Source organism: Hypericibacter terrae, from assembly GCF_008728855.1.
Taxonomy (GTDB): Bacteria; Pseudomonadota; Alphaproteobacteria; order Dongiales; family Dongiaceae; genus Hypericibacter; species Hypericibacter terrae.
Window position 1 is genome coordinate 4,297,090 of record NZ_CP042906.1, and the last position, 25,993, is coordinate 4,323,082.

24 protein-coding genes, 1 pseudogene and 1 riboswitch are annotated in these 25,993 nt (G+C 68.0%); of the genes and pseudogenes, 9 read left to right on the forward strand and 16 right to left on the reverse strand.

The window, feature by feature from the left end; genetic code table 11:
- Nucleotides 1-24 precede the first annotated feature (24 nt).
- Complete coding sequence (locus tag FRZ44_RS19755; protein ID WP_151178791.1) at nucleotides 25-906, reverse strand: alpha/beta fold hydrolase; 882 nt, start codon at nucleotides 904-906, stop codon at nucleotides 25-27.
- 90 nt (nucleotides 907-996) lie between these two features.
- Nucleotides 997-1,980, reverse strand: a complete 984-nt coding sequence (locus tag FRZ44_RS19760) for an AraC-like ligand-binding domain-containing protein (protein ID WP_151178792.1) — start codon at nucleotides 1,978-1,980, stop codon at nucleotides 997-999.
- Between the two features lie 196 nt (nucleotides 1,981-2,176).
- On the opposite strand from FRZ44_RS19760, the gene FRZ44_RS19765 reads away from it, so the two are divergent.
- From FRZ44_RS19765 to FRZ44_RS19785, 5 genes and pseudogenes are all read left to right on the forward strand, one after another.
- The gene (locus tag FRZ44_RS19765; protein WP_191908204.1) at nucleotides 2,177-2,596 is read left to right on the forward strand and encodes a 2,4'-dihydroxyacetophenone dioxygenase family protein; all 420 of its coding nucleotides are present in this window, start codon (nucleotides 2,177-2,179) and stop codon (nucleotides 2,594-2,596) included.
- Nucleotides 2,597-2,836: 240 nt separating this feature from the next.
- Nucleotides 2,837-3,682 (forward strand): annotated as a pseudogene (locus FRZ44_RS19770) (thiamine pyrophosphate-dependent dehydrogenase E1 component subunit alpha).
- Nucleotides 3,679-4,746, forward strand: a complete 1,068-nt coding sequence (locus FRZ44_RS19775; protein ID WP_151178794.1) for an alpha-ketoacid dehydrogenase subunit beta — start codon at nucleotides 3,679-3,681, stop codon at nucleotides 4,744-4,746. The pseudogene FRZ44_RS19770 and the gene FRZ44_RS19775 overlap by 4 nt, the downstream one beginning before the upstream one ends.
- A gap of 2 nt (nucleotides 4,747-4,748) precedes the next feature.
- Nucleotides 4,749-4,979 (forward strand): lipoyl domain-containing protein, encoded by a 231-nt coding sequence (locus FRZ44_RS19780; protein WP_151178795.1) that lies wholly within the window; start codon nucleotides 4,749-4,751, stop codon nucleotides 4,977-4,979.
- Nucleotides 4,976-5,734 (forward strand): lipoate--protein ligase family protein, encoded by a 759-nt coding sequence (locus FRZ44_RS19785; protein ID WP_151178796.1) that lies wholly within the window; start codon nucleotides 4,976-4,978, stop codon nucleotides 5,732-5,734. Before FRZ44_RS19780 ends, FRZ44_RS19785 begins: the two co-directional genes overlap by 4 nt.
- Here the strand turns inward: FRZ44_RS19785 and FRZ44_RS19790 are convergent.
- From FRZ44_RS19790 to FRZ44_RS19830, 9 genes are all read right to left on the reverse strand, one after another.
- Nucleotides 5,731-6,429: a hypothetical protein gene (locus FRZ44_RS19790; protein WP_151178797.1), complete on the reverse strand. Its 699-nt coding sequence runs from the start codon at nucleotides 6,427-6,429 to the stop codon at nucleotides 5,731-5,733. The genes FRZ44_RS19785 and FRZ44_RS19790 overlap by 4 nt on opposite strands.
- The gene (locus FRZ44_RS19795) at nucleotides 6,426-7,511 is read right to left on the reverse strand and encodes a hypothetical protein (RefSeq protein ID WP_151178798.1); all 1,086 of its coding nucleotides are present in this window, start codon (nucleotides 7,509-7,511) and stop codon (nucleotides 6,426-6,428) included. The genes FRZ44_RS19790 and FRZ44_RS19795 overlap by 4 nt, the downstream gene beginning before the upstream one ends.
- Nucleotides 7,512-7,543: 32 nt before the next feature.
- Entirely contained in the window at nucleotides 7,544-8,662 is a 1,119-nt protein-coding gene (locus tag FRZ44_RS19800; RefSeq protein WP_151178799.1) for a hypothetical protein, read from the reverse strand.
- A gap of 92 nt (nucleotides 8,663-8,754) precedes the next feature.
- Entirely contained in the window at nucleotides 8,755-9,579 is an 825-nt protein-coding gene (cobM, locus tag FRZ44_RS19805) for a precorrin-4 C(11)-methyltransferase (RefSeq protein WP_151178800.1), read from the reverse strand.
- Entirely contained in the window at nucleotides 9,576-11,429 is a 1,854-nt protein-coding gene (gene cobJ / locus FRZ44_RS19810; protein WP_151178801.1) for a precorrin-3B C(17)-methyltransferase, read from the reverse strand. The genes cobM and cobJ overlap by 4 nt, the downstream gene beginning before the upstream one ends.
- Nucleotides 11,426-12,184, reverse strand: coding sequence for a precorrin-2 C(20)-methyltransferase (gene cobI / locus FRZ44_RS19815; RefSeq protein WP_151178802.1), 759 nt, complete (start codon nucleotides 12,182-12,184; stop codon nucleotides 11,426-11,428). The genes cobJ and cobI overlap by 4 nt, the downstream gene beginning before the upstream one ends.
- A complete protein-coding gene (gene cbiE / locus FRZ44_RS19820) occupies nucleotides 12,181-13,386 on the reverse strand; it encodes a precorrin-6y C5,15-methyltransferase (decarboxylating) subunit CbiE (protein WP_151178803.1) in 1,206 nt (401 codons plus the stop codon). The genes cobI and cbiE overlap by 4 nt, the downstream gene beginning before the upstream one ends.
- On the reverse strand, nucleotides 13,383-14,030 hold the full coding sequence (locus FRZ44_RS19825) for a precorrin-8X methylmutase (protein ID WP_151178804.1): 648 nt from the start codon (nucleotides 14,028-14,030) through the stop codon (nucleotides 13,383-13,385). The genes cbiE and FRZ44_RS19825 overlap by 4 nt, the downstream gene beginning before the upstream one ends.
- Before the next feature lie 30 nt (nucleotides 14,031-14,060).
- The gene (locus FRZ44_RS19830; RefSeq protein ID WP_151178805.1) at nucleotides 14,061-15,140 is read right to left on the reverse strand and encodes a sirohydrochlorin chelatase; all 1,080 of its coding nucleotides are present in this window, start codon (nucleotides 15,138-15,140) and stop codon (nucleotides 14,061-14,063) included.
- Nucleotides 15,141-15,283: 143 nt separating this feature from the next.
- On the opposite strand from FRZ44_RS19830, the gene cbiB reads away from it, so the two are divergent.
- Nucleotides 15,284-16,255 (forward strand): adenosylcobinamide-phosphate synthase CbiB, encoded by a 972-nt coding sequence (cbiB, locus tag FRZ44_RS19835; protein ID WP_151180385.1) that lies wholly within the window; start codon nucleotides 15,284-15,286, stop codon nucleotides 16,253-16,255.
- 13 nt (nucleotides 16,256-16,268) lie between these two features.
- On the opposite strand, the gene FRZ44_RS19840 is transcribed toward cbiB, so the two are convergent.
- The 5 genes from FRZ44_RS19840 to cobU form a co-directional block, all read right to left on the reverse strand.
- The gene (locus FRZ44_RS19840) at nucleotides 16,269-17,723 is read right to left on the reverse strand and encodes a cobyric acid synthase (protein ID WP_151180386.1); all 1,455 of its coding nucleotides are present in this window, start codon (nucleotides 17,721-17,723) and stop codon (nucleotides 16,269-16,271) included.
- Between the two features lie 196 nt (nucleotides 17,724-17,919).
- Complete coding sequence (gene cobO, locus FRZ44_RS19845; protein WP_151178806.1) at nucleotides 17,920-18,537, reverse strand: cob(I)yrinic acid a,c-diamide adenosyltransferase; 618 nt, start codon at nucleotides 18,535-18,537, stop codon at nucleotides 17,920-17,922.
- Nucleotides 18,534-22,265 (reverse strand): cobaltochelatase subunit CobN, encoded by a 3,732-nt coding sequence (gene cobN / locus FRZ44_RS19850; RefSeq protein ID WP_151178807.1) that lies wholly within the window; start codon nucleotides 22,263-22,265, stop codon nucleotides 18,534-18,536. Before cobN ends, cobO begins: the two co-directional genes overlap by 4 nt.
- A 31-nt stretch (nucleotides 22,266-22,296) precedes the next feature.
- Complete coding sequence (gene cobW / locus FRZ44_RS19855; RefSeq protein WP_151178808.1) at nucleotides 22,297-23,361, reverse strand: cobalamin biosynthesis protein CobW; 1,065 nt, start codon at nucleotides 23,359-23,361, stop codon at nucleotides 22,297-22,299.
- Nucleotides 23,358-23,915 carry a bifunctional adenosylcobinamide kinase/adenosylcobinamide-phosphate guanylyltransferase gene (cobU, locus tag FRZ44_RS19860; protein WP_191908205.1) on the reverse strand — a complete coding sequence of 186 codons (558 nt, stop codon included), beginning with the start codon at nucleotides 23,913-23,915 and terminating at the stop codon, nucleotides 23,358-23,360. Before cobU ends, cobW begins: the two co-directional genes overlap by 4 nt.
- A gap of 26 nt (nucleotides 23,916-23,941) precedes the next feature.
- Nucleotides 23,942-24,124: riboswitch (cobalamin riboswitch) on the reverse strand.
- Between the two features lie 484 nt (nucleotides 24,125-24,608).
- Between cobU and FRZ44_RS19865 the strand changes: the two genes are divergently transcribed.
- The 3 genes from FRZ44_RS19865 to FRZ44_RS19875 all read left to right on the forward strand — a co-directional run bounded on the left by FRZ44_RS19865 (nucleotide 24,609) and on the right by FRZ44_RS19875 (nucleotide 25,627).
- A complete protein-coding gene (locus FRZ44_RS19865; protein ID WP_151178809.1) occupies nucleotides 24,609-24,827 on the forward strand; it encodes a hypothetical protein in 219 nt (72 codons plus the stop codon).
- 207 nt (nucleotides 24,828-25,034) lie between these two features.
- Nucleotides 25,035-25,247 (forward strand): hypothetical protein, encoded by a 213-nt coding sequence (locus FRZ44_RS19870; RefSeq protein WP_151178810.1) that lies wholly within the window; start codon nucleotides 25,035-25,037, stop codon nucleotides 25,245-25,247.
- 155 nt (nucleotides 25,248-25,402) lie between these two features.
- Nucleotides 25,403-25,627, forward strand: a complete 225-nt coding sequence (locus FRZ44_RS19875; protein WP_151178811.1) for a hypothetical protein — start codon at nucleotides 25,403-25,405, stop codon at nucleotides 25,625-25,627.
- Nucleotides 25,628-25,993 lie beyond the last annotated feature (366 nt).

The following is a 25,993-nucleotide window of genomic DNA, read 5'->3' on the forward strand; positions in this document are numbered from 1 at the left end:
CTCAGGCGCCCACGCCGGCGCCATTCACCCGTTCGTGAAGAACTCGCGCATCGCCTTGGCGCAGGCCTCGGGCTCTTCCTCGGCGATGAAATGGCCGCATTTGAGCGGCACCTCGCGCACGTCGCTGGCCCATTTCTTCCAGATCTCGGCTGGCGAGGCGATCTTGTCCTTGAGATAGTCGGCGCCCCAGATCACCAGCAGCGGGCATTGAATCTTGCGGCCCGCCTTACGGTCGGCCAGATCATGCTCGCGGTCGCAAGTGGCGCCGGCACGGTAATCCTCGCAGGTCGCCTCGACCACCGAGGGCTTCGCGAAGCTCGCCTCGTAGGCGGCGATCGCCTCGGGGTCGAAGCAGTCCTTCTTGCCGGCCCAGCGCTGCAGCAGATGGTGCATATAGAAGAGCGGGTCGCTGCCGATCATCTTCTCCGGCACGGGGGCCGGCACCGCGAGGAACGGCCAGTGATAGGTGGCGAGTGCCGATTCCCACCCCATCTGCTCCCAGGTCTCGACCGTCGGCACGATATCGAGGATCGCGAGCTTCTTCACCCGCTCGGGGAAATCGAGCGCCAGGCGATAGGCGACGCGGGCACCCCGGTCATGCCCGCCGAGGCGAAAACGCGGCTGCCCCAGCGCATCCATGATCTCGATCATGTCGCGCGCCATCGCCCGCTTCGAGTAGTTCAGATGCTCGGGGTCCGGTTGGGGGCCGATGCTGTCGCCATAGCCGCGCAGATCGGGGATCACCAGCGAGAAGCGGTCGGCCAGCGCCGGCGCCACCTTGTGCCAGATCGCATGCGTCTGCGGGTAGCCGTGCAGCAGCAGCAGGGCCGGCCCATGGCCGCCCGTCTTGACCGCAATCTCGGCGTTCGACGTCTTGATGCGTCGCGCCTGGAAACCTTCGAACATCGCTGTCTTATCCCCCGAGGCGGCGGATCATGCGCCGGAGCGGGCCCGGGTTGCAACCTCGGGGCTGGGAATATCTGACGCCGGGCAAGGTCAATCCAGAAGGTCGGAGGGGCCGGCTTTCCGGCCGAGAGCCGTCGCGCGATAGAGCCGCGGCGAGGTGCCATAGGCCTCGCGGAAGGCGCGGCTGAAATGGGCCGCGTCGCTGAACCCCCACTGATAGGCGATCTGCGAGATGCGCGCGGCCGGGCGCAGCGCCAGATCGTGCCGGCAGGCCTCGAGCCGTCGATGCCAGATCCAGCGTTCGAGCGTCCAGCCGCTCTCGCCGAAGACGCGGTGGAGCTGGCGCGGCGAGACGCCGACCGCCGCCGCGATCCCGTCAGGATTGAGCTCCGGATCGCCCAGGCGCTGCAGGATATGGCCGGTGATCCGCGCCAGCATGCTCTTGTGATAGTCCGACGCCGCGGATGACGGCATCGGATCGAGCGCGCTCGCCAGCAGCTCCAGGGTTGCGCGCAGCACCGGCTCCTGGCCGCCCGGCGGCAGCTCCGCTGCCTGGCGCGCGAGTGCGCGCAGATGGGTCGCGAAGATGGCGCCGCAGCCCGAGCGTCCGTTCAGCACCGTGCCCGTCAGATCGCGCACATTGGGCATCACCCCTTCGAGCAGCGCCTGCGGCAGCAGCAACGTGATCTTCTGCAGGCTGTCGGGAACCAGGAACTCCATCGGCTGCGTGCTGTCCCAGAGCGTGAGGTCGCCCGGCCCCAGCTCGGCCTCGCGGCCGGCATGGGTAATGCGCTCGCGCCCGCCGATCACATAGAGAAGTCCGAACGCGGCTTCGCTCGATCTCCCGAGCTCCGGCCGGCCGCGACGGCCGCGGCAAGGATCGCAGACGCAGTGAATGATGTCGGCCGCCCCCAGCGTCTGCCGGCGCAGCTTCGCCTTGAAGCCGGTCCGGTCCTGGCGCGGCATGTCCCACGAGCAATGGGTGTCGCTGACCGCGTCGCGCCACCAGTTATATTGGCGCGCGGCAGCGACCGTTTCGGACGACATCACCTGAACTGCTCCGGTCGACAGCATGGCCCCTCTCCCAGTCCTGCTTCGTGACCCGCCCCGGCACCGGTCGAAGACCTTTGTCCTGCGGATTTCGTCCTTTGCGCGCTGGATCAAGCTTCCCGGCACGGTCAGGCAAGACCGGTGCGGGCGATATGGGGTCGATTCTTGGGCAAGCGGGCCCGGAGGTCAATGGCGCCCGTCCCACCAGGAGGAATGCCCCATGAGCGACGTGAATCCCCCGGATCTGCTCTGCCGCACGGCCGACATGGCCTGGATCAATTTCGGCCCCGGCATCGACTACAAGGTGCTGCGCACCAGTGCCGAGACCGGCGTCTGGACCGTCATCTTCAGCTGCGCCAAGGGATCGAGCTTCCCGCCCCATTTCCATCATGGCGCCGGGGAATATCTGCTGACCAAGGGCGTGATGGATTACCGCGCCGGGGTCGCCCATGCCGGCGACTATGGCTATGAGCCGCTCGGCGTCTATCACGAGCGCACCGAGTTCCACGAGGATTCGGAGCTGCTCTTCACCAATCACGGGCCGATCGCTTTCATCAACCCCGACCAGTCGATCGCCATGATCCTCGATTGGAAATATTTCGCCGACAAGGCCAGGGAGCAGACCCGGGCGGCCGCCTGACGCGGGGCATCCCCGTCTCTTTCCATGGCGAGCGCGGCCGCCGGGCGCCACCCGGCGCGCCACGCCTCGTCAGCGCCCTTTCCGACGAGGTGAAATCCGATGAAGCCCACCCGCGACCAGTGGCTGTGGATGTACCGGACCATGGTGACGAGCCGCCTGTTCGAGGAGGCGATCGCCGCCGCTTATTTCGAGGGCAAGACCCCCGCCTTCAACATGGCGAACGGCCCCATTCCCGGCGAGATGCATCTCTCCAACGGCCAGGAGCCCTGCGCCGTCGGCGTCTGCGCGCATCTGAGGGCCGACGATTTCGTGACCGCGACCCATCGCCCGCACCATATCGCTATCGCCAAGGGCGTCGATCTCGATGCCATGGCGGCCGAGATCTTCGGCAAGAAAACCGGCCTCAGCGGCGGGCGCGGCGGCCATATGCATGTCTTCGATGCGCGGGTGAATTTCGGCTGCTCGGGCATCATCGCCGAGGGCATGGGGCCGGTGACCGGCGCCGCCCTCGCCTTCAAGCTCCGCCAGCAGCGCCATGTCGCCGTCTCCTTCATCGGCGAGGGCGCCGCCAACCAGGGCGCCTTCCATGAGGCGCTCAATCTGGCGGCACTCTGGCAGGTGCCGGCGGTCTTCGTGATCGAGGACAATGGCTGAGGCATCTCGGTCGCCAAGGCACAGGCCACCGCGATCGCCAACAACGACCTGCGGGCGGCGGCCTACGGCATTCCCGGCCATCGCGTCGCCGACAACGATCCGCTCGCGATCTTCGAGGTCGCCGGCGAAGCCATTGCCCGCGCGCGTTCCGGCGGCGGGCCCAGCCTGATCGAAATAGAGACCTCGCGCCTCGAGGGCCATTTCATCGGCGATCCGCAGAGTTATCGCCCCGAAGGCGAGCTGCCCGCGCTCAAAGCGCGCGATCCGATCCCGGCGCTGCGCGACCGGCTCCTGCGCGAAGGGATCATGGACGCCGCGACCGAGGCGACCCAGCGCGACCGTGCCCGCACCAGAGTGGATGCCGCCATCGCTGCCGCGCGCGCCGCCGTCTATCCGCAACCGCAGGAAGCCTTCGAAAAGGTGTTCGCATGACCGCCGCGACCCAGACCAGGCCGCAAGCCGGCGATGCCGGTGCCGCCAACCGCGCCAAGCGCAACCTCACCATCGCCAAGGCCATGGCCGAGGCGATCGCGCAGGAGATGCGCCAGGATCCTGCCGTGCTGGTGATGGGTGAGGATATCGGCCGGCTCGGCGGCGTGTTCGGCAACACCCGCGGGCTGATCGAGGAGTTCGGCCCGGAACGCATTCGCGACACGCCGATCTCGGAGACCGCCTTCATCGGCGGTGCAGTGGGCATGGCCGCCGTCGGCATGAAGCCGATCGTCGAGCTGATGTTCGTCGACTTCTTCGGCGTCTGCATGGATGCGATCTACAATCTCGCCGCCAAGAACTGCTATTTCTCGGGCGGCCAGATGCCGCTGCCGATGGTGATCATGACCTCCTGCGGCGGCGGTTACAGCGACGCGGGTCAGCATTCGCAATGCCTCTACGGCACCTTCGCCCATCTGCCGGGCCTCAAGGTGGTCGTGCCGTCCAATGCCTTTGACGCCAAGGGCCTGCTGCTGGCGGCGATCCGCGATCCCAATCCCGTTATCTACATGTTCCACAAGGCGCTCCAGGGAATGGGCTGGCTCGGCACCGTCAAGGGCGCCATCACCGACGTGCCCGAGGACGACTATGTCCTGCCGATCGGACGCGCCGCCGTGGTCCGTCCTGGCCGCGACGTGACCCTGGTGGGGTTCGGCAACACGCTCCATCACGCGCTCGACGCCGCGGGCGATCTCGCGGGCGAGGGCATCGAGGCCGAGGTGATCGATCTGCGCAGCATCGTGCCGCTCGACCGCGAGACCATCCTGGCCTCGGTGCGACGCACCGGACGGCTGGTGGTGGTGGATGACGACTATCAGAGCTTCGGCGTTTCGGCCGAGATCATCGCGACCGCCACCGAAGGCGCCTTCAGCGCGCTCAAGGCCGCGCCGCGGCGCGTCGCCTTCCCCGACATCCCGATTCCCTTCAGCCCGGCCCTCGAGCGCCCGCTGATGCCGGACGCGGCCAAGGTCGCAGCGGCGGGCCGCCTGGCATGCAAGGAACGCTGAGCATGGTGTCGGTGGCGATTCCGCCCGACATGTGGGCGGAAGACATGGAGGGCGTGGTCTCGGCCTGGCTGTTCGAGGAGGGCGACCGGGTGCGCGAAGGCGACCTGATCGCCGAGGTCATGGTTGAGAAGACTTCTTATGATCTGACGGCGCCAGCCTCGGGTATATTGCGCATCCTGGTCGGACAGGATGTGCCTTTCCGCCGTGGAGCCGAGGTCGCCCGGATCGAATGACGTCCCCTTTCCCGCCCGCGGATCCGACGCCGCCCGGCGTCGGCCGCTGGCGGTTCGAGATCGAGCGCGACGCCGCGCCGGCGGCCGAGAGGCTGCGCGCCGAGGAGGCGCTGCTGGAGCGCGTCCGCGACGGCGAGCCGCCGACCTGCGGGATCTGGCAGGCTGCCCGCGCCATCGTCGTGCCCCGTCCTTGGACCGATCTTCCCGCCTTTGCCGAGGCCGCGGCCGGCATGGAGGCGCGCGGCTGGCCGGTGCTCCCCCGGCTTTCGGGCGGCACACCGGTCCCGCAGATGCCAGGGGTCCTCAATCTGTCCTTCGTCTATCCCGTCGCGTCGAACCTCTGGTCGCTGGAGGCGGCTTACCGTCATCTGGTTGAACCCCTGCGTCACGCCACGCGGGACTTCGGTGTCGAAGCCGAGGTGGGCGAGGTCACCGGCAGCCTCTGTGCCGGCCGCTTCGATCTCGCCATCGGCGGACGAAAATTCGTCGGCACCGCCCAGCGGCGGCGTTCTGGCGGCCGCCCCGGGCTGACGGTCATCCTCGCCCATGCAACCCTCTGGATCGCGCCGGACCTCGACCTTGCCTGCGCGGCCGTCGCCGATTTCCTCACCGCGCTGGGCCGGCCCGTCGACTTCCGCCCTGAGACCATGACCACGCTTGCGGCTGAGCTGGGTCCATCCAGGCCGGCTGACCGTCTGATCGCCGAATTCACCGATGCGCTTCGACGCGTCATCGACGATGCGCGACCGCCTTAGCGCGGCGCCCCCAGCAGCTTTTCCCGGCGGGCCTGCGCCTGCTTGATGTGATACATGCGGGCCGTGCCGTCGCCGCCGCTGGTCGCCATCGAGCCCCAGCCATGCCAGCAGTCGAAGGCCCGGTCATAGAGCCAGACCGCGGCCCGCCGGTTGCGCGGACAGACCTCGGCGGCCAGCCCTTCGAGCGCTTCGGCGAGGCCCGGCAATCCTTCGCTGTCATAATGCGGGATCTTGAAGAGCCTCTGCAGCTCCGCTTCCGCCTCCGCATAGCGCTCATGCTCGGCCAGCGCCGACAACCGTTCCAAGATCGGTGCCGGATCGATCTTCTCGGCCGGTTTTTCGGCGACCGGTGGCGGCACCGGCTTGGGTGCGGCCTGGGCGGCCACCGCGGCCTTCGCCTCGCGCAGGCGCGTGAGCCTGATCTCGCGCAATTCCGGATCCTCGTCCTCGGCGTCGAACCATTCCCGCATCTCGTTGTCGCGCGGGCCGTTCTTGTCCTTGAGGTCGAGCGTGAAGCGGTCCGGCTGTCCCGCCTGCTCGATATGGAAGATCGCGTGATGCTTCGGATATTCGTAATCGATCCGCGTGATCAGCCAGGTCTCGCCGACCTCATGCCGGCGGCCCTCGAAATCGGCGAAGGCGCGCCGCACCGTCACCTGCCGCCAGGCCCAGAGATGGTCGATGGTCGCGCTCATTTCAGCACCAGCTCGAACACGAGCGTGCCATCGGCAAGCTTCGGCGCCATGAAAGGCAGCGCCTTCCAATATTGATCGAGATCGATCGGCCGCGCGTCGATCTCGTCGACCGCCTCGCCCGTCACCGCATAGAAATAAGCCTTGCTCTTGTCGGTATGGCGCGCCGCGAGCCAGGGCGTCATCGCCTCGGGGATCAGATAGTCCGTCGGCAGGCCTTGCATGACCCAGCCTTCGCCGTCGCGCCAGCTGTAATAGACCAGGTCCGGCCAGTGCCCGACGCCCTCGGGCGGCTTCGGCCAGTGATGGCGATAAGGCCGCGCCGTCGCCGGGAGGGTCCCGATCGGCGACATCGCGAAGAGCCAGCGCCCACCGATCGACTGCCAGTCGCTCTGGATCACATAGGCGATACCGTCCTGCTCGACCGGCGGCTGGTCGGGGGCGATCGTGAGGTTCCGGCTCGCCAGTTGCTTCGCCAACGCTTCGTGACGGGCGGCCAGAAGCTTGCCGGGGCGTTCGCGCACAATCTCGAAGAAGGCGGTGAGCTCGATCTTCGGCTTGAAGGAGGCGGCGATGCGCTCGACCATCGCCTTGGCCTGCTCGAGCGATGCATCCTTCTTCCAGATCATGTAGCCCAGCGCCAGATGGCGGTCCGGCCAGCGTTTGATGAGAACCCAAGTCGGCGTCTCATGCGTATTGACGCGATGGATCCCCTCGCCGACCTGGAAATCCCCGTCCTGCCGCCAGGCTATATCCTGGGTGCGATCGACAGCACTGCTGACGAAGCTCCGGTTCCAGTCCGCATCGGGGCCCGGCTGACCGCCCTCGGACCAGACGGCCACCGCCAGCACCTCCCGATAGGGCGTGTTGCTGCCCATCCAGAGGAAGCTGTTCACGACGCGCTTATACTCGAACAGGACACGTTCCGGTCGCTCGTCGGGCGATCGCGGATCGAGCCGCGCCGGCAGCTCGATGCTGCCCAGCTCCAGGAGCTCGCGCGTCGCGAACCTCGCGTTCGCCACCGAGCGCCCGACGACAAAGAGCGCGACCAGGACGACGATCGCAACCAGGATGATCAGGAGCATGCGGCTTCTCCTGCCCAGGGTCCCGTCTCCCCTCAACCGCCCAGCGGGCGCCAGAAGCTCACCACCGGCCGCCAGTTCCAGCCATTGCCGATGACAAGCGCGATGATCGGCGCCTTCATTTCGTCGAGATCGAAGCGGTATTCGTAAGACGGCGTCAGCTTGAGCGTTCCGTTCTCGAAGAACAGGCCGTAGGCCTTCTCATACTCGTATTTGAAGAAGGTGATGCCGAGATTGCCCTTCCAATCCAGGTTCGCGCCGTCGGCTCCGGCCGACCAGCTCATCGCCGATTCATAATCGCGCGAGCGCGCGGTATGACCGCCTTCGTCCAGCCGCAGCACCAGCCGGTGGCTCTTCTCCATGTCACGGACGCGCATGAGCTCGGCCCATTTCGCGTCGGCGTAACGCCAATCCACCACCAGCATGTTGGGCGCATCGCCGCGGCTGACGGTGAAGGGCACGTCCTGCTGGTTGAGCGCCAGGATCTTGTCGGCCAGGACCTCGGCCGCCACGGGCGTCGCATTGTCGGGTGCGTTCTCGCCGCCGACCCAAGCTGCCATGCGGCCGAACTGCGCCGCCACCAGCAGACACCAGATCAGCAGAACGGCCAGCGCATAGGGCATATATTCGCGGTCGATCTTGTTGCCCAGCGTGCGCTTCGGATTGTCGTGGAAGCCCGGGATCGCGGCACGCCGCGCCGACATCGCCTCGCGCGTCGGGCCCAGGACCGCGATCCCGAACTCGCCCTGCAGGGCAATCCAGCCGACCTCGCCCGTGTTCGCCGTGAAACGCGAGCCGCCATGGTCCTGGGTCGTGTTGCCGCTCGCAAGACCGCTATAGAAATCGGCCATCAGGAGCTTGGAGCGCTCCTTGTCGGGCCCGCGTGCGATCAGCACCCGCGTCGCATCCGGATAGACCGCGGCGGCAGCCGCAACCGCGAGCGGGAACATCGAGCGCGCATCGACCGGCGGCGCGGCCGTGTCCCGGCCGAACAGCCGGGCCGGGTCCTTGAACTGACCGCCGGCCACATCGCCGGCATCGCGGTCGATGGCGAAATCCGATTGCGCCCCATGCTTGATCAGCGCCAGCACCAGCCCCGGCAGGCCGATGGCGAAACCGAGGAACCACAGAAAAAAGACAAGAATCTTCAGCACCCGAGAGTCCCCTGAAAACTCGACCCACCACCCCTGGTTGGACGCGGGAGCCGCGTCCGGGGGCAGAGATTAAGGGGAGAGCGCCGGATTCGTCACTCGGGAACTGGCGATTCTTTTCCTGCCGCGGCGGCGCGGGTTCTGGCCTTCTTGGCCGCGGCCTTCTGGCCCGGGCGCAGGATATGCTGATGCCCGGGATGATAGAGCCGGCTCTCCGAGAAGGAGTCGTTCTCGAAGACGCGGCCGACGAAGATCAGCGCGGTGCGCGTGATCTTGCTGGCCTTGACCCGATCGCGAATGGTGCCGAGCGTGCCGCGAAGGACGGCGGCATCGGGCCAGCCGACGCGGAACACCACCACCACCGGACAGTCGGCGCCGTAATGCGGCGTCAGCTCCGACACCACGAGATGGATGTTGCGCACCGAAAGATGGATCGCCAACGTGGCGCGCGAGGCCCCCAGCGCCGCGAGCTCCTCGCCCTTGGGCATCGGCGAGGCCTTGCCTTCGGTGCGGGTGATGATGATGGTCTGGCTCACCTCGGGCAAAGTGAGCTCGGTCTTGAGCAGAGCCGCGGCGGCCGCGAAGGCCGGCACGCCCGGCGTCACGTCGTAATCGATGCCGAGCGCGTCGAGCCGGCGCATCTGCTCGGCGATCGCCCCATAGATCGAGGGATCGCCGGAATGGACCCGGGCGACATCCTGGCCCTTCTCATGGGCCGTCTTCATATAGGCGACGATCTCGTCGAGCGTCAGCGGTGCCGTATCCACCACCAGCGCGCCCTTGGGCGCATAGGCGACCACGGCCTCGGGCACCAGCGAGCCCGCATAGAGCTGCACCGGGCAGTGCTCGATCAGCTTGCGGCCCTTGACGGTGATGAGATCGGGGTCGCCCGGGCCGGCGCCGATGAAGTGAACCGTCATTGCGCAGCCCCTTCCTTGCGGATCAGCGGCGGCGCGTCGGGGATGTCGGCGCCGCGCTTGGCGGCATAGCCGCGCGGCGTATAGACCCATTGCCCGCCATCGGGGCGCGCGATCGCCCGGCTCTGACTCGAGCCGATCAGCACCACGGTCAGCATGTCGACCTGATCCGGTGTCAGGGCCTCGAGCGTCGTGACCGTGACCGTCTCGCCCTCCCGTCCCAGATTGCGCGCCAGCACCACCGGCACGCTGCCGGGCCGGCCTTCGAGCAGGAACGCCTTCGCCTTCACCAGCTGGTCGCGCCGGCGCTGCGACACCGGGTTATAGAGCGCCACGACGAAGTCGCCGGCGGCGGCGGCCTTGAGCCGCCGTTCGATGACATCCCAGGGCGTCAGCAGATCGCTCAGCGAGATCGCGCAGAAATCATGACCCAGGGGCGCGCCCGCGAGCGAGGCCGCGGCCTGCATCGCCGACACGCCGGGCAATCCCCTGACTTCGATCCGTTCCCAATCGGGATTGGCGCCGGTTTCGATCAGCTCGAACACGAGGGCACCCATCGCATAGATGCCGGCATCGCCCGAGCTCACCAGCGCCACATGCTTGCCCTCGGCCGCCAGATCGAGCGCCTTGCGCACGCGTTCGGTTTCCTCGCCCAGCGGAAAATCATGGCGCGTCTTGCCGGCGATCAGCGGCGCCACCAGGTCGAGATAAAGTCCATAACCGACAACCTCGTCGGCCTCGCGCAGCGCCGCTTCGGCGCCTGCGGTGCGGCTTTCGGTCGAGCCCGGTCCGATACCGACGATCGCGAGTCGCCCGCGCCCGCGCCCGAGCTGCATCGGATCGACGAGGCGCGGCGCTTCGGCGATGGCGCATGTCACGCGGCCCGTCTTGCGCTTGGGCGCCAGAAGGCGGCCGGCTTCGCCCACCCCGGCCAGGGCCGCGCCTTCTGCCACGCCATGGCAGCCGGTCTCCTTGAACACGACATCCGACGGATTGGCGAGGCGCGGCGTCTCGGCCTCGAGCCGCTCGGCCGGGAAGAAGCGCGCCGGCACACCCAGCGAGGCTGCCACCGCATGAACCGCAGGCTCGCCCGCCTTGAGCGCGATCGAGGCGACGCAGGCGACCGAATTCGGCGACAGCCCGGCAGCCGACAGCGTCTGGCGCGCCAGCGCGATCGCCTCCTCGGGCGGCGCGCCGCGATCGCAGCCGATGCCCAGCACCAGCGTCGCCGGATGGACCAGCAGTGTGTCGCCACGCGGCGCTTCGGTCTTGATCGTCGCGCGGATCGCCAGCTGACCGCGCGCGTCGAACGGCAGGCGCTTCAGCCAGTCGGCATCGTCGCGCGCCGCATCGATCTCGAGCCGGACCGGCTCGCCCGCCAGCAATCCCGCCATGATGCGCTTCGCCATCTCGGGATTGCCGAGGCGCCAGCCCGAAGGCGGCTCGTCGATGCCGATGCCGAAGCGCAGATCGCCCGCCGTCGTCACGGCGGCATGGCCGCCCAGCGCCGCCGCGATCCGCCGCGCCATCTCGTTGGCGCCGTGATGCCCGCCCAGGAGCGGCACTATGCTGCTGCCATCCTCGGCGACCGCGATCACCGGCGGCTCGCTGCGCTTGTCGTCGAGCAGCGGCGCCAGCTTGCGGATCAGGATTCCCGCGGCGCAGATCCCGATGATGGGACGACCGCCCTCGAACAACTCGGCCAGCTGCATCTCGACATCGGAGAAGGTGACATCGACCGCCTCGACGCGCGGCGCATAGCCGAAGAGCTCGGCTCCACCCAGCGCGTCGCGGATGCGATGGGCGACGCCCAGCGCATTGGCCGTCAGCAGAACGATCCCCGGCACGCTCACGAAACCTCTCCCCGACTCGTCGCCGCCATCGAACGGTTGCCCCAGGCCTCCGCCCGCTTATGCACCAACAGCATGGAGAAATAGGGAGCGCTTTCGCCATGCATTTCCGCGAGTGCCATCACTTTCTCACTGCCGAGCGTCGCGCGCTCGACATAGCGCGTGCGATCGACCAGGTCCATTTTCTGCAACACTCGCCGGACTTTGCCCAGATGCCGCCCCAGCTTCATGATGGCGGCGGCCTCGCAATCCTCGAGCCGGCGCGCGATTTCGGCTTCGGGCAGCGGGGCCGGGATCACGCTCAGCACGTCGTTGCGCGCCGTGAGCGGCATGCCCGCCGCGTCGGCGCAGGCCATCAGCGAGGACACGCCCGGCACGATCCGGACCGGGCAGCGGCCGGAGAGGCGGCCATAGAGATATTGGAACGAGCCATAGAAGAAGGGATCGCCTTCGCACAACACCGCGACCTCGCGGCCGGCCTTCGATTCCGCCAGGATCGCCGTAGCGGCGTGGTCGTAGATATCGTCCTTCGGGAAGGCCCCGTCGCCCAGATTCATGCGGATGGCGATCTCCTTCTGGCCGCCCGGCAGATGCGGCGCCGCGATCGTGCGCGCGAAGCTGTCGCCGTCCTCGGGCGCCGGATAGGCGATCACGGCCGCCCGCTTCAGGATCGCGGCCGCCTTGATCGTCACCAGCTCGGGATCGCCGGGCCCCAAGCCCAAACCCCAGACCGTGCCGAAGGCGCTGTTCGCGCTCATGGCTTCACTGCCGACAATTGCGTGACCGGCATCAGCGGCCGCCAGGCCAGATGCGGGCCGATCGGCTCGGCGCGCTGGATCGCGATGCGTGTCAGCTCGCCCGCGCAGACCGCACGGAAACCCGCAAGCCGCGCCTCGCTCTCGACCGTCACGGCATGGGCCACGAGCCTGCCGCCGGAGGGCAGTGCGGCCCAGCAGCGTTCGATCAGGCCGACGGTCGAGACACCACCGCCGAGGAAGATCGCGGTCGGCTGTGCCAGTCCCTCGAGCGCGGCGGGCGCCTTGCCCGTCACGATCTGAAGCTTCGGCGTCCCGAGTTTGCGCATATTGGCCTCGATCAGGGCGACGCGCTCGGCGTCGCTCTCGATGGCGATGGCCCTGGCGCCGCGCGCCGCGCGCATCCATTCGATCGCGATCGAGCCGCAGCCGGCGCCGACATCCCACAGCAAGGCGCCCGGCAGCGGCATCAGCTTCGCCAGCGCCGCGGCCCGGATCTCGCGCTTGGTGAGCTGGCCGTCATGGGCGAAGGCATCGTCGGGCAGGCCCGGAGTTCGCGCCGTCATCGCGGTGCCGGGCTCGGCCCGGCATTCGACCGCGACGGTGTTGAGGTCCGCCGTCTGCCGGTCGCCCCAGTCGGCGGCCCGGCTTTCGATTGCCGCCTCGGCGGGCCCGTCCATATGTTCGAGCGCCACCACGCGGCTGGCGCCGTAGCCGAGCTCCGTCAATCGACGTGCGATCAATGCGGGCGCGGCGCCATCGTCGGTCAGCATCAGCAGCCTGGCGCCCGGAAACACCGAGCCGTTCAGCAGATCGAGCGGCCTTCCATGCAGGGTCAGGCAATCCGTGTCGGAGAGCGACCAGCCGAGCCGGGACGCGGCCAGGGTGAAGGCCGAGACCTGCGGCAGCACCCGCATCTCGTCGGGCGCCACGCGACGCGCGAGGGTGACGCCCACGCCGAACCACATCGGATCGCCGCTGGCGAGCACCACGACCGGGCGCCCGCGCCAGCGCAGGATCTCCTCGATGGTGAGCCTCAGCGGGCTCTGCCATGTCTGGCGCTCGGCCTTGCCCGCCGGCACCAGCGCCAGATGACGCTCGCCGCCAACGATCAGCTCGGCCTGGTCAATCAGCGCCCGCGCCTCGGCCGTGAGCCCGTCGAGCCCGCGCTCCGTCAATCCGATGACCGAGAGCCAGCGGCTCATGATGCCTCTCCTTCGGGCAGGATCAGCGCATTGACCGCGGCGGCCGCCAATGCCGAGCCGCCGCGCCGGCCACGCAGGGTGAGATAGGGAATGCCGAGATCGGCCGCGATCAGCGCGTCCTTGGATTCGGCGGCGCCGACGAAGCCCACGGGGAAGCCCAGGATTGCCGCCGGCCTGATGCCGTCGAGCTCGATCATCTCGAGCAGGCGGAACAGAGCCGTGGGTGCGTTGCCGATGGCCACCAGCGCGCCATCGAGCCGCTCGCCGAGCAGATCCATCGCCGCGGCCGACCGGGTATTGCCGATCTCGGCCGCGCGTTCCCTGACGCCCGGCAGATCGATCGCCGCCACGATCTCGACGCCGTTCGGCAGATGACGGCGCATGATGCCCGAGGCCACCATTGCCGCATCGCAAAGGATCGGCGCGCCCTTGCCCAAGGCCCTGCAGCTCGCCTCGACCAGATCCGGCGTCGCCGCCAGATCCTCGACCAGATCGGTCATGCCGCAGGCATGGATGAGCCGCACCGCGACGCGTGCGAGGTCGCGCGGCAAGGCGGCCAGAGCTGGGCCCGCCTCCGCCTCGATGCGCGCGAAGGACTCCCGATAGATCGCCTGGGGGTCGCGCTCATAGCGATAGATCGCCATCGCCCTTGGTTCCTCGCCTCGCCTGCCCGCTCAGTCCAGCGTTTCGGGATTGCGCCGCTGCGGCCCATGCCGGTGATTGGCATGGGGATGCGGCACATGGGTATGGCCGTGATCATGGTCATGCCCGTGAGCGTCGTCGTGCCCATGATCGTGATCGTGGCCATGCCCATGATCGTGAGGATGGTCGGCAACCGGCTTCAGAGGCAGCAGACTCCCGTTCGCGGGCGCGTCCTTGTTGGTGCCGATGCCTTCGACGTGATGGTGATGGCTCTGCTGCGGCAGCCCGACCTCGGCCTCGAAGCCAAGCACCTGCTCGCGATATTTGCAGAGCCCGCAATTCATGTTGTTCTGCCCGACCAGGATCTCCTCGACCCGCTCGGCGAAACAATCCAGCACGAAGGGATGGTCGTTGAGATAGCTGGCCTTGAGGAACTCGATCTCCGGATGGCGCTCGGCCATCTGGTCGGTGACGTGATAGATCCGCTTCACCAGCACGCCGGTGAAAAGGAAGTAAGGGAATACGATGATCCGCTTGTAACCGAGCTTGACCGCATGCTCGAGGCCGGGGCCGACCAGCGGGAAGGTGACGCCGCTGTAGCAGACCTCGCTCCAGCCGAAGCCCATGCCCTCCCACAGCATGCGCGCGACCTTGGTGATGTTGGAATTGGCGTCGGAATCGGAGGTGCCGCGCCCGACCACCATCAGCAGCGTGTCCTCGCGGGCGACCTTGTTCGGCGAGCGCCGCTCGGCTTCCTCGATGCGCTGGCCCGCGGCCTGCAGCAGCTTGCTCTCGACCGCGAGCTCGCGGCCGTAACTGATCGTGAGCCCGTCATGGCGCGCGGCATACTCGTTCAGGACCGAGGGCACATCGTTCTTCACATGGCCCGCGGCAAAGAGCATGCCCGGGATGGCCAGGATCCGGTCGCAACCCTTCGCCCGCAGTTCGTCGAGTCCGTCGCGGATGACCGGCCGCGCAAATTCGAGGAATCCGCTGCTGACCGGATACTGCGGCAGGCGTTGCGCGATGCCGGCCGCGACCGAGGCGAATTCGGCGATCGCCTCGTCGTCGCGGCTGCCATGACCGCATACCATCACGCCGATCTTGTTCATCGCGTCTCTCCCACCCGTTCTTCCGCCGGCGCGCGGCCCGGGAGGGCCGCCGCCGCTGCTCTTATCAGAAACTTCATGCTTCGAAACTTTTGAGCGGAGACCCGCGTTGACAGGTCGCAGGGCTCGCCTCCACCTTGCTGTCCATGTTTCTGGGGTCTCCCACCTTGCTGCCGGCGCTGCTGCTGGCCCTCGCCCTCGATGCCGGGCTGGGCGATCCCGCCTGGCTGTGGCAGCGCATCCCGCATCCCGTGGCGCTGGCCGGATGGGCGATCGACCAGCTCGACCGCGCGCTCAACCGCGACGAGGCGCCGGATCTGCACCGGCGCATCGCCGGCGTCGCGGCGCTCTCGATCCTCATGGCCGCCAGCTTCGGCATCGGGTTGCTGATCCATGCGCTGCTGAATCAAATCTCCTGGGGCTGGCTGATCGAGGCCGCCCTGATGGCGACCCTGCTCGCGCAGAACAGCCTCTATCGCCACGTCGAGGCGGTCGCCCGGGCGCTCGCCGACGGCACTCTGGCGGAAGCCCGCGACGTCGTGCGCCATATCGTCGGCCGCGATCCCGAGAGTCTCGACCGTCCCGCCGTGGCGCGGGCGGCGATCGAATCGCTGGCCGAGAATTTCGCCGATGGCGTGCTGGCGCCGCTGTTCTGGGGCCTGCTGTTCGGCCTGCCCGGCATGATGGCTTACAAAGCCGCCAATACCGCCGACAGCATGATCGGTCACCGCACCCAGCGGCATGAGGCCTTCGGCTGGGCCTCGGCACGCTTCGACGATCTGCTCAACCTGGCGCCCGCGCGGCTCTCCGGGCTGCTGATCGCGCTGGCCTCCTTCCAGAGCTTCGGCGATTCGGTCCGGGTCATGCTCAAGGACGCGCCGCGTCATCGCTCGCCCAATGCGGGCTGGCCGGAAGCGGCCATGGCCGGTGCGCTCGAGATCGCGCTGGCGGGCCCGCGCACCTATTACGGGGGCCGCGTCGGCGACAGCCATTGGGTCAATGAGGACGGGCGGCGCGAGCTCGGCGCAACCGACATCCGCAACGCGCTTGCGCTTTACCTGAGGGCGTGCCTGATCGAGGCGGCGCTGGTGGCGCTGCTCTGGATCCTGGTCCGATAGAACCCGCTTCCGCTCAAGCGCCACGGGCGATCTCCCAGATGCGATCGAGATCGACATGGGCGTCGATATGGGCGGCCAGCGCATCGAGCGTGGCTTCGACCTCGGCCTCGAAATCGGGACCGAGCGCCACATTGCCGCCGACGAGGCGGCGCAAGAGCGCGCGGCGATAGCCGTCGGCGGCGAAGATGCCATGCAGATAACAACCCATGACGCGACCGTCCGCGGAGACCGCACCATCGGGCCGCCCGTCGAGATCGAGCATCGGGCGCTTGAGGTCGCTCCCCTCGGTATTGCCGACATGCATCTCATAGCCCCTTACCGGCTCGCCGGTGGAGCGCTCGCGGCCGCTGGCCTCGGTCAGGGTCTTGCCGCGGCCGAGCTCCGTGTCGAGATCGAGCAGGCCCAGGCCTTCTTCCTCGCCCGGCGGTCCCTCGATCCCGTAGGGATCGGCGACGCGCCGCCCCAGCATCTGATAGCCGCCGCAGACCCCGATCACGCGCCCGCCGCGGCGGATATGCGATTTAAGATCGGTATCCCAGCCCTCCGCCTTGAGCATGCGCAGATCGGCGATGGTGGATTTGGAGCCCGGCAGAACGACGAGATCTGCATTGCCCGGCAAGGCCTCGCCCGGCGGCACGATAACGAGGCGCACCGAGGGCTCGGCGCGTAAGGGGTCGAGATCGTCGAAATTGGCGATCCGGTTGAGCATCGGCACCGCGACCGTGACGAAGGCACCGGCCTCGCTGGCGCCATAGCGCGGCAGGACGACCGCGTCCTCGGCCGGCAGCTTCATCGCGCGCGGCCAGAAGGGCAGCAATCCCAGCGCCGGCAGCCCGGTCCGCTCGGTGATGATCTTCATGCCCTCGGCGAAGAGCGTCGGATCGCCGCGGAATTTGTTGATGATGAAGCCCTTGATGCGCGCGCGCTCGGAAGGCGCCAGCAGGGCGGCCGTGCCCACCAGGCTCGCAATCACGCCGCCGCGATCGATATCGCCGATCAGCAGAACCGGAACGTCCGCCGCCTCGGCGAAACCCATATTGGCGATGTCACCTTCGCGCAGATTGACCTCGGCCGGGCTCCCCGCGCCTTCGATCAGCACCAGATCGGCTTCCGCCGACAGCTTGCCGAAGCTCTCCAGCACCGCCGGCATCAGGGTCGGCTTCAAGGCGTGATAAACGCGCGCATTGGCCTTGCCATAGATGCGGCCCTGCAGCACGACCTGAGCGCCCACCTCGCTCTGCGGCTTCAGCAGAACCGGGTTCATATGCACGGACGGCTTCACCCCGCAGGCCCGCGCCTGCAGCGCCTGGGCCCGCCCGATCTCGCCGCCCTCTTCGGTCACCGCCGCATTGTTCGACATGTTCTGCGGCTTGAACGGCCGCACCTTGAGCCCCCGCTTGGTGAAGGCGCGCGCCAGCCCCGCCGTCAGCAACGACTTGCCGACGTCGGAGCCGGTGCCCTGCAGCATGATGGCGGGAGTCTTCACGCGGTACCCCTGCTTCGTTTGCCAAGAACGAGACGGGGGCTACCCCCCTCCCTAACCCTCCCCCTCAAGGGGGGAGGGGATGGAAAGTTGGGTGAGGGTGGGCAAGAAAGAGTCCACGCCCCCTCCCCTTGCGGGAGGGGGTAGGGGGAGGGGTGCCGCTGCGATGGCGCCAGCATCATCAGAACTCGATCCCCGCCTGCGCCTTCACGCCGTCGCGGAAGGGATGCTTGAGCATGGTCATCTCGGTCACCAGGTCCGCCGCCTCGATCAGCGCGTCGGGCGCGTTGCGGCCCGTCACCACGACATGCAGGTCGGGCCGCTTGCGCTTGAGCGTCTCCACCACCTCCGCCACCGGCAGATGGTCGTAGCGCAGGCAGATATTGAGCTCGTCCAGCAGCAGCATCTTGATATCGGGATCCGCCATCTGCCGCTTGGCTTCGGCCCAGGCCGCCTCGGCCGCGCGGATATCGCGCGCGCGGTCTTGCGTGTCCCAGGTGAAACCCTCGCCCATCGCCTTGATGGTGACGAGATCGGGGAAGCGCTCCAGCACCGTGCGCTCGCCCGTCTCCCATTTGCCCTTCACGAACTGGACCACGGCGCTCTTCATGCCATGACCGACGCAGCGCATGACCATGCCGAAGGCGGCGCTCGACTTGCCCTTGCCTTTGCCGGTATGGACGATCAGCAGGCCCTTCTGGATGGTCTTGGTCGCCATCATCCGGTCGCGCGCTTCCTTGCGCTTGGCCGATTTCTCGTTCGCCTGACGGATCGCATCGGTATCTTCGACGCCGCTCATGTCCTGCCCTCCCTGATCGCATCCAGCCGCGCATGCACGCTGTTGGCCCGCGGCTTCCATAAGCCTCGTTCGATCGCTTCGTTGAAACGTTCCGCCATCTCGCGGCCCGCGGCGGGATTGGCGTCGCGGATGAAGCCCACCACCTGCTCGTCGACGAGATAGGCCTCGTAAAGCGCCTCGAAATGATGATCGCCGACGGCGCCCGTCGTCGCGGCGAAGGCGAAGAGATAGTCGACCGTCGCTGCCATCTCGAAGGCGCCCTTATAGCCATGGCGCATGACGCCGGCGATCCATTTGGGATTGGCGGCGCGGCCCCGCACCACGCGCGCGATCTCTTCCTCGAGCCTTCGCACCTTCGGCGTCTCGGGGCGCGAATGGTCGTTGTGATAGACCACCGGCTTGCGGCCGGAGAACTCCTTCACCGCCGCCGCGAGCCCGCCCTCGAACTGGTAATAGTCGTCGCTGTCGAGCAGGTCATGCTCGCGATTGTCCTGGTTGTGCAGCACGCCTTCGATCTGCGCGAGCCGCGTCTCGAACAGCCCGTGCGCGGCCTCGCCTTCGCTGCCGCTGCCATAGGCGTAGCCGCCCCAGGCGACATAGGCGCGGGCGAGATCGCCGCTGTCGCGCCAGCCGCGCTCGTCGATGAGCGCCTGCAAGCCTGCGCCATAGGCCCCCGGCATGGAGCCGAAGATGCGGAAGCCCGCGCGCCGGTCGGCCGCTTCCGGCGTGGCGCCTTCGGCCAGGAGCCGGCTGCGCTCGGCCGCCACGCGCGCGGCCAGCGGATTTTCTGCCGGCGTCTCCTCGAGCGCCGCCACCGCGCGCGCCGCGCTGTCGATCAGATCGACCTGCGCCGGGAAAGCGTCGCGGAAAAATCCCGAGATGCGGAAGGTCACGTCGACGCGCGGCCGGCCCAGGAGCGTGATCGGCAGAATCTCGAACCCGGCGATGCGCGCCGAGCCCGTATCCCAGCGCGGCCGCACGCCCATCAGGGCCAATGCCTGGGCAATGTCGTCGCCGCCGGTGCGCATATTCGCCGTGCCCCAGGCCGAGAGCGCCAGGCTCGTCGGCCAGGCGCCATGCTCCTGGCGATAGCGCTCGATCAGCATCGAGGCCGATTTCCAGCCGAGCTGCCAGGCCGCCGGCGTCGGCACGCAGCGCGTATCGACCGAGTAGAAATTGCGCCCTGTCGGCAGCACCTCGAGCCGGCCTCGCGTCGGCGCACCCGAGGGACCGGGCGCCACGAAGCGGCCATCGAGCCCCGCCAGCAAAGCCTCGGTCTCGGCACGCCCACAGGCCTCGACCCGCGGCGCCAGGCTCTCGCGCATGAAACCCAGAACCGCCCTCGTGCGCGTCCATTGCAGCGCCGGCTCGATCTCGCCCGCCGCCAGCTTCAGCGCCAGCAGCTCGAGCCGTTCCACGGTGTCGCCCTGATGACGCCAGGTCCCCGGCCCTTCCAGGATGGTGGGCCGCGCGCCCGTCCAGGCCTGCGCCCAATCCGCATCGAGGGGATCGAAGCCTTCGCCCAGCTCCAGATCCTTCGCCAGCGCGCGCAGGATCGACTGATCGGCGTCCTCGCCCTTGGCGCGCGGCACCCGCGCCAGGGCTACCAGCAGCGCATCGCGCAAGCTGCCGGTCGGGCTGCGGCCGAACACATGCAGGCCGTCGCGGATCTGCAGCTCCTTGATCTCGCAGAGATGGCTGTCGAGCTTGACCAGCGCGCTGTCGGCCGCTTCGTCGGCGGCGATGTTGCAATCCTTGTCGAGGCCGAGCCGGCGCGTGAGATCGAGGATCTGGTCGCGCAGCAGCTTGCAGCGGCGCGGATCGAGGCCCGAGGCCTCGTAATATTCGTCGACCAGCCGCTCGAGCTCCTCGAGCTCGCCATAGCTCTCGGCCCGCGCCAGAGGTGGCGTCAGATGATCGAGGATGACGGCGGCGCTGCGCCGCTTGGCCTGGCTGCCCTCGCCCGGATCGTTGACGATGAAGGGGTAGAGCTGCGGCAGCGGCCCGAGCGTCGCTTCCGGCCAGCATTCCTCCGACAGCGCCAGCGCCTTGCCCGGCAGCCATTCGAGATTGCCATGCTTGCCGACATGGACGACGGCATGGGCACCGAAGCCGCGCCGCAGCCAGCCATAGAAGGCGAGATAGCCATGCGGCGGCACCAGCGCCGGATCGTGATAGCTCGCGACCGGATCGATGTTGTAGCCGCGCGCCGGCTGCACGGCGACAACGAGATTGCCCGCTACAAACCCCGGCAGATGGAACTCGCCATTCGCAAAGAAGGGATCGCGTTCCGGGTCACCCCAGCGCGCTGCCACCGCCTCCTGCACCGCGTGCGGCAGGCGGTCGAGGAATTGCCGATAATCGGCCAGCGGCCAGCGGATCTGCGCGTCGCCGCGACGGCCGCTGTTGGTCGGGCCTTGCAGGAGGCGCGCCATGAGTCCGGCGCCGTCTCGTGGACCATCGCCGATGGCATAGCCAGCCGCGGCCAGCGACTGGATCAAGCCCGCGGCGCTGGCCGGCGTGTCGAGCCCGACGCCATTGCCGATGCGTCCATCGCGGTTGGGATAGTTGGCGAGAATGAGCGCGACCCGGCGCGACGCCGGCGACGCCCGCCGCAGCCGCGCCCAGCCGGCAGCGAGATCGGCCACGAAATCCAAGCGGTCTTTCACCGGACGCTGGGCGACGATGCCGCATTGAGTCGCCTCATCGCGCCGCGCCTCGGCCTTGAAGGCGACGGCGCGCGTCAGGATTCGTCCGTCGACTTCCGGCAGCGCCACATGCATGGCGATGTCGCGCGCCGCGAGCCCGTTCGTGCCCTCGCGCCACTCGGCTTCGCCGCCCGAGGACAGCACGACTTGGAACACCGGACAATCGGCGCTGTCGAACGGCGTCGCCGTGCGGACGGCGCCCGGCTGCGACAGCGCGAAGGCGGTCGCGTTGAGGATCACATCGGGTTTGGCCTCGGCCGACAGCTTCTCGATCAGCCCCGCTGCCAGCGGATCCTTGAGGCTCGCCACATGCACCGGCAGCGCATCGAGCCCGGCGCGATCCAGCGCCTCGATCAGCCCGTTGATGGCCTCGAGCTGCCCTGCCTGCAGCAACGCGCGATAGAACACGATGAGCGCCACCGGCCGCGCGCCTTGCCAGCGCGCCCGGAGATCGTCCAGGCCGGGCTCGGTCAGGCTCGGCCAATAGAGCCCGGCCTTCAGCAGCGGCTTGGGCTCGCGCCAGGGGCGGCCATAACCGATCAGGCCCGCCGCATAATCCAGCATCTGGACGGCATTCTCGACGCCGCCTTCGACCAGATAGCGCCAGAGCCGGTCCTGGGTTTCGGCCGGCAGGGTCGAGCGGCGCGCCAGCTCGGGGTCGGGCTTGTCGTCTCCCGGCAGGAACGCGACGGCGATGCCGCGCTTGCGCGCCAGCGCCGACAATTGCTCGACGCCATAGGGCCAGTAGCGCTCGCCGCCCAGCAAGCGGGCGATCACGAGGCGCGCTTGCGCGAGCGTCTGTTCGAGATAGAGATCGACCGACATGTTGTGGCCGAGGAACAGCAGATTGGCGAGGCGCAGGCTGGGTGCACCCGGCCCCTGCAAGCGATGCGCCTCGGCAAGGCAGGCGAGCTCGGTATCGGCCGCCGACAGCAGAACGATCTCGCCCGGCGTCTGCAACAGATCGACCGCCGACATTCCGTCGGCGATCGTTCCGGGACGTGCGGCGAGAAGATGCATGATGCCTTGCGAACCTCGACCCGCTCTCGGATCAGGCGGCGCCGAGCGCGGCGGCGATGGCGGCGCGATCGAGCCCCTTGAGCCCGATCACCACCAGCCGGCTGTCGCGCGCCTCGTCCGCGGCCCAAGGCCGGTCGTAATAATGCTGCAGCCGCGCGCCCACGCCCTGCAGCAGCAGACGCATCTCCTTGCCGCCCACGGCCAGGAACCCTTTGACCCGCAGGATGTCGTGCCGCTCGATCACCGGCTTCAGGCGCGCCACCAGCTCCTCGGGCGTGCGCAGCATCGGCAGGGTCAGCGCGAAGCTCTCGAAATCGTCATGATCGTGATCCTCGCCCTCGAGCTCGTGATGCGAGGGGCGCGAGGACAGATCGTCCTCGGCCGCGGCTTCGATGCCGAGCAGCGTCCTGGCATCGATCCGTCCGAAGCTCGCCGGCAGGATCTTCACAGCGCGGCCCAGCTCGGCATTGATCACCGCTTCGGCCCTGGCCCGCATCGATTCGTCCATCAGATCGATCTTGTTCAGCACCACCAGATCGGCGCAGGCGATCTGGTCCTCGAACACCTCGGCCAGGGGGCTTTCATGATCGAGCGCCGCGTCGGCGGCGCGCTGCCGGTCGACCGCGGCCGGATTCTCGGCGAAGCGTCCGGCCGCCACGGCCGGCCCGTCCACCACCGCGATCACACCGTCGACCGTGACGCGCGCGCGCACCTCCGGCCAGGCGAAGGCCTTCACCAGCGGTTTGGGCAGCGCCAGGCCCGAGGTTTCGATCACGATATGCTCGGGCGGATTCGGGCGGTCCAGCAGCGCTTCGATGGTGGGCAGGAAATCGTCCGCCACGGTGCAGCAGATGCAGCCATTGGCCAGTTCGACGATGTTCTCCTCGGGACAACCCTCGATCGCGCAGGCCTTGAGGATGCCGCCATCGACACCGAGCTCGCCGAACTCATTGATGACCAGCGCCAGCCGGCGCCCGTTCGCCGACTTGATCAGGTTCTGGATCAGGGTGGTCTTCCCGGCGCCGAGAAATCCGGTGACGATGGTGGCGGGAATGCGCGCCCGGCTTGTCGAAAGGGGGGCCGGCTTGAGGATCATTTCGGCAATTCTCCTTTGAAGGCCAGCGGCAGCCCGGCGGCGATGAAGATCACGCGGTCGGCGACGGCGGCGACATGCTGATGAAGGCGACCGGCATGGTCGCGAAAGGCGCGGGCGAGCGCGTTCTCCGGCACGATGCCGAGCCCCACCTCGTTCGATACCAGCACGACCGGCCCGCCTGGCCGCCGGATCGCGGCGCAAAGCTCTTCGGTCGCGCCATCGATGTCGCGTTCCTGCGCCATCAGATTGCTGAGCCAGAGCGTCAGGCAATCGACCAGCAAGGCGCCGGTTTCGCTGCGGATGGCCGCGGGCAGATCGAGCGGCGCCTCGCGCGTCGTCCAGGCGGGCCCGCGCTGCTCGCGATGGCGCCGGATGCGCTCGGCCATCTCGGCGTCGCGCGCTTCGGCGGTCGCGATATAGGTCCGCGGGCTCGCATCGGCGAGCAGCGCCTCGGCATAGCGGCTCTTGCCCGAACGCGCGCCGCCCAGCAGCAGGACGCTGCCGGTCAGACTCAGGCCCGACGATGACGATTGAAGCCCTGCAGAAACGCGCATCAGGCCTCCCCTCCCTCCGAGGATCGGTGTTCTGGATCGGCCAAGCAGGTTTCCTGGCTCGCGGGTTGTCGGCCGACGGCGCCTTCCCAGCTCCCGGCATCGGGAACCAGTGGCTTTACATGCCGTCGGGCCTCGCCGCTTACAGTTGCGGGGGCAGCGCCGGAATCGACCGGCTTCCCTGGCTTGGACCGGGGCCGAACCTACAGGAACCGCCCCCTCAAGGCCAGCGCCGAACCCCCGAGGTCCGGGGACCGGCGCAGGGTTTGGGCGGCAACGCCGTGGACGCTTTGACGCAGCGCGCCGAACCGTCCGGAGAACCGACTTCCGACGGGATTTTCCCGCTTTGTTCCGGAACACGCCTGGCAAGGCATGGAACGGCAAGGCCCCCGCGGTCGAGCATCAGTCCGGCGACTGATTGGCTGCCCCGCTCGATCGCGACTTGGCCCTGCCCAGGCGGGACCGCCGGTCATTCCCCCCGCGGTCCCGCCGCCCTCTCTCATCCGCCGGTTGAGCAGAGCGTGCGCCGTCGCGCCGCACCGGGAATTGGGATGAAATCGCCCTGCCCGACATGGCCTTGCGGCAATCAGGACTTCGGACTCGCCCGCTCTCTTGCGACCTCGATGAGCCTCTCCACCTCACGCCACGGGAGCCAATTTCCTATCGAGGCTTCGTCAGCAACAACCGAGGTTCATCATGATCCGCTCATCGACTCTTCTCCGCGCGTTTGCCTTCGCCCTCCTGTTCGGTCTCGCCGGCGCGAACGTCGCCATGGCGGCCAATGCCAGCACCGACAAGCCCGACAAGGAGCAGGCCCCGGCGTCCGACCAGCATGAGGCCAAGACCACGACCAAGGCCGTGACGTCCGACCCGACGGCCTGCACCGAGACCACGGGAAATTGCGTCGGCAATTGATCGCCTACCGAAGAACGCAGTAACGGGACCGACAGGAATCAATCCTGCCGGTCCCGTGCGCGGACCGCATTTCGCCTGCCACATGACCTCGCCGTGAAATGGGAGACAGAAAGGCCGAATCGCCTTGAGCCTTCGGTCCGGGTCGCCATCTCTCGGAAAGGGCCATCAACCCCGCCGGCATTCCGGCGACCAGAATTGAGGTCCATCATGACCAAATCTTCGACGCTGCTTCCCGCTCTCGTCGTTCTCTTCGGCCTCGCAGGCGCAAGCCTCGCCATGGCGGACGATGCAAGCTCCACGAAGACGACGGCTTCGCAGTCCGTGAACAAGACCACGGACAAGTCCACCTCTCAGTCCAACTCCTGCGATACCGCGCCCATGTTCGAGCGGCCGGATTACTGCCACCCCCGCGGCGGCTGAGCGTGACGGTACGGAACCGATCCCGCTCAACATGGCCACACGGTGAAATGGAAGACAGGCAGGAGAGTTCGCCTTGAGCCTTTCCCTCCCCTGCCAATCTTCATGGAGGCGGGCAAGTCTCGCCGAAGCGCCGGTGGCAACAATCGAGGTTTATGATGATTCGTGCATCAACGCTGATACCCGCCTTCCTGCTCAGTGCCGGGCTGGCGATGTCCGGCTATGCGATGGCCCAGCCGTCGAACGACGATGTCGCAACGCCGCTTCACGCGACGATCGCCCTCGCCGCCAACGACTGCGTCGGCAATAGCCAGCCCGACCCTCAGGATTGCTATCCGCCCAATCGCCAGGGGAAGCGGGAGTTCATCAGGCACTCCGCGTGAAAACGTGACCTGCTGAGAGAGCTTCCTCGGCGGGCGACGCCCGACGACCTCCGATCCTTATGGTTAAGAACGGGACTGCCCGGCACCCCACCGGCAGTCCCGTTTTTATTGCTTTTCAGGCGCTTCACCTAAATAAGGCGAAATCTTGTCCGGAACGGCGCAGGGGTTGCGGCCCTGCCCCGTGAATAGGTTCAGATGCCGGTTGTTGGTAAGGAGAACCTCCTCGGTGGTCCCGGTTTCCTATTTTGTTCCGGCGATCGATTATCGGCCTTGCGGGTGAGCGCCTTTGTCCGCCCAATCGCGAGCCGCCGTCATCCCCTGGCGCGTCGAGTCTGTTCCAGACGCCGATGATGACGGCCCTGCCAC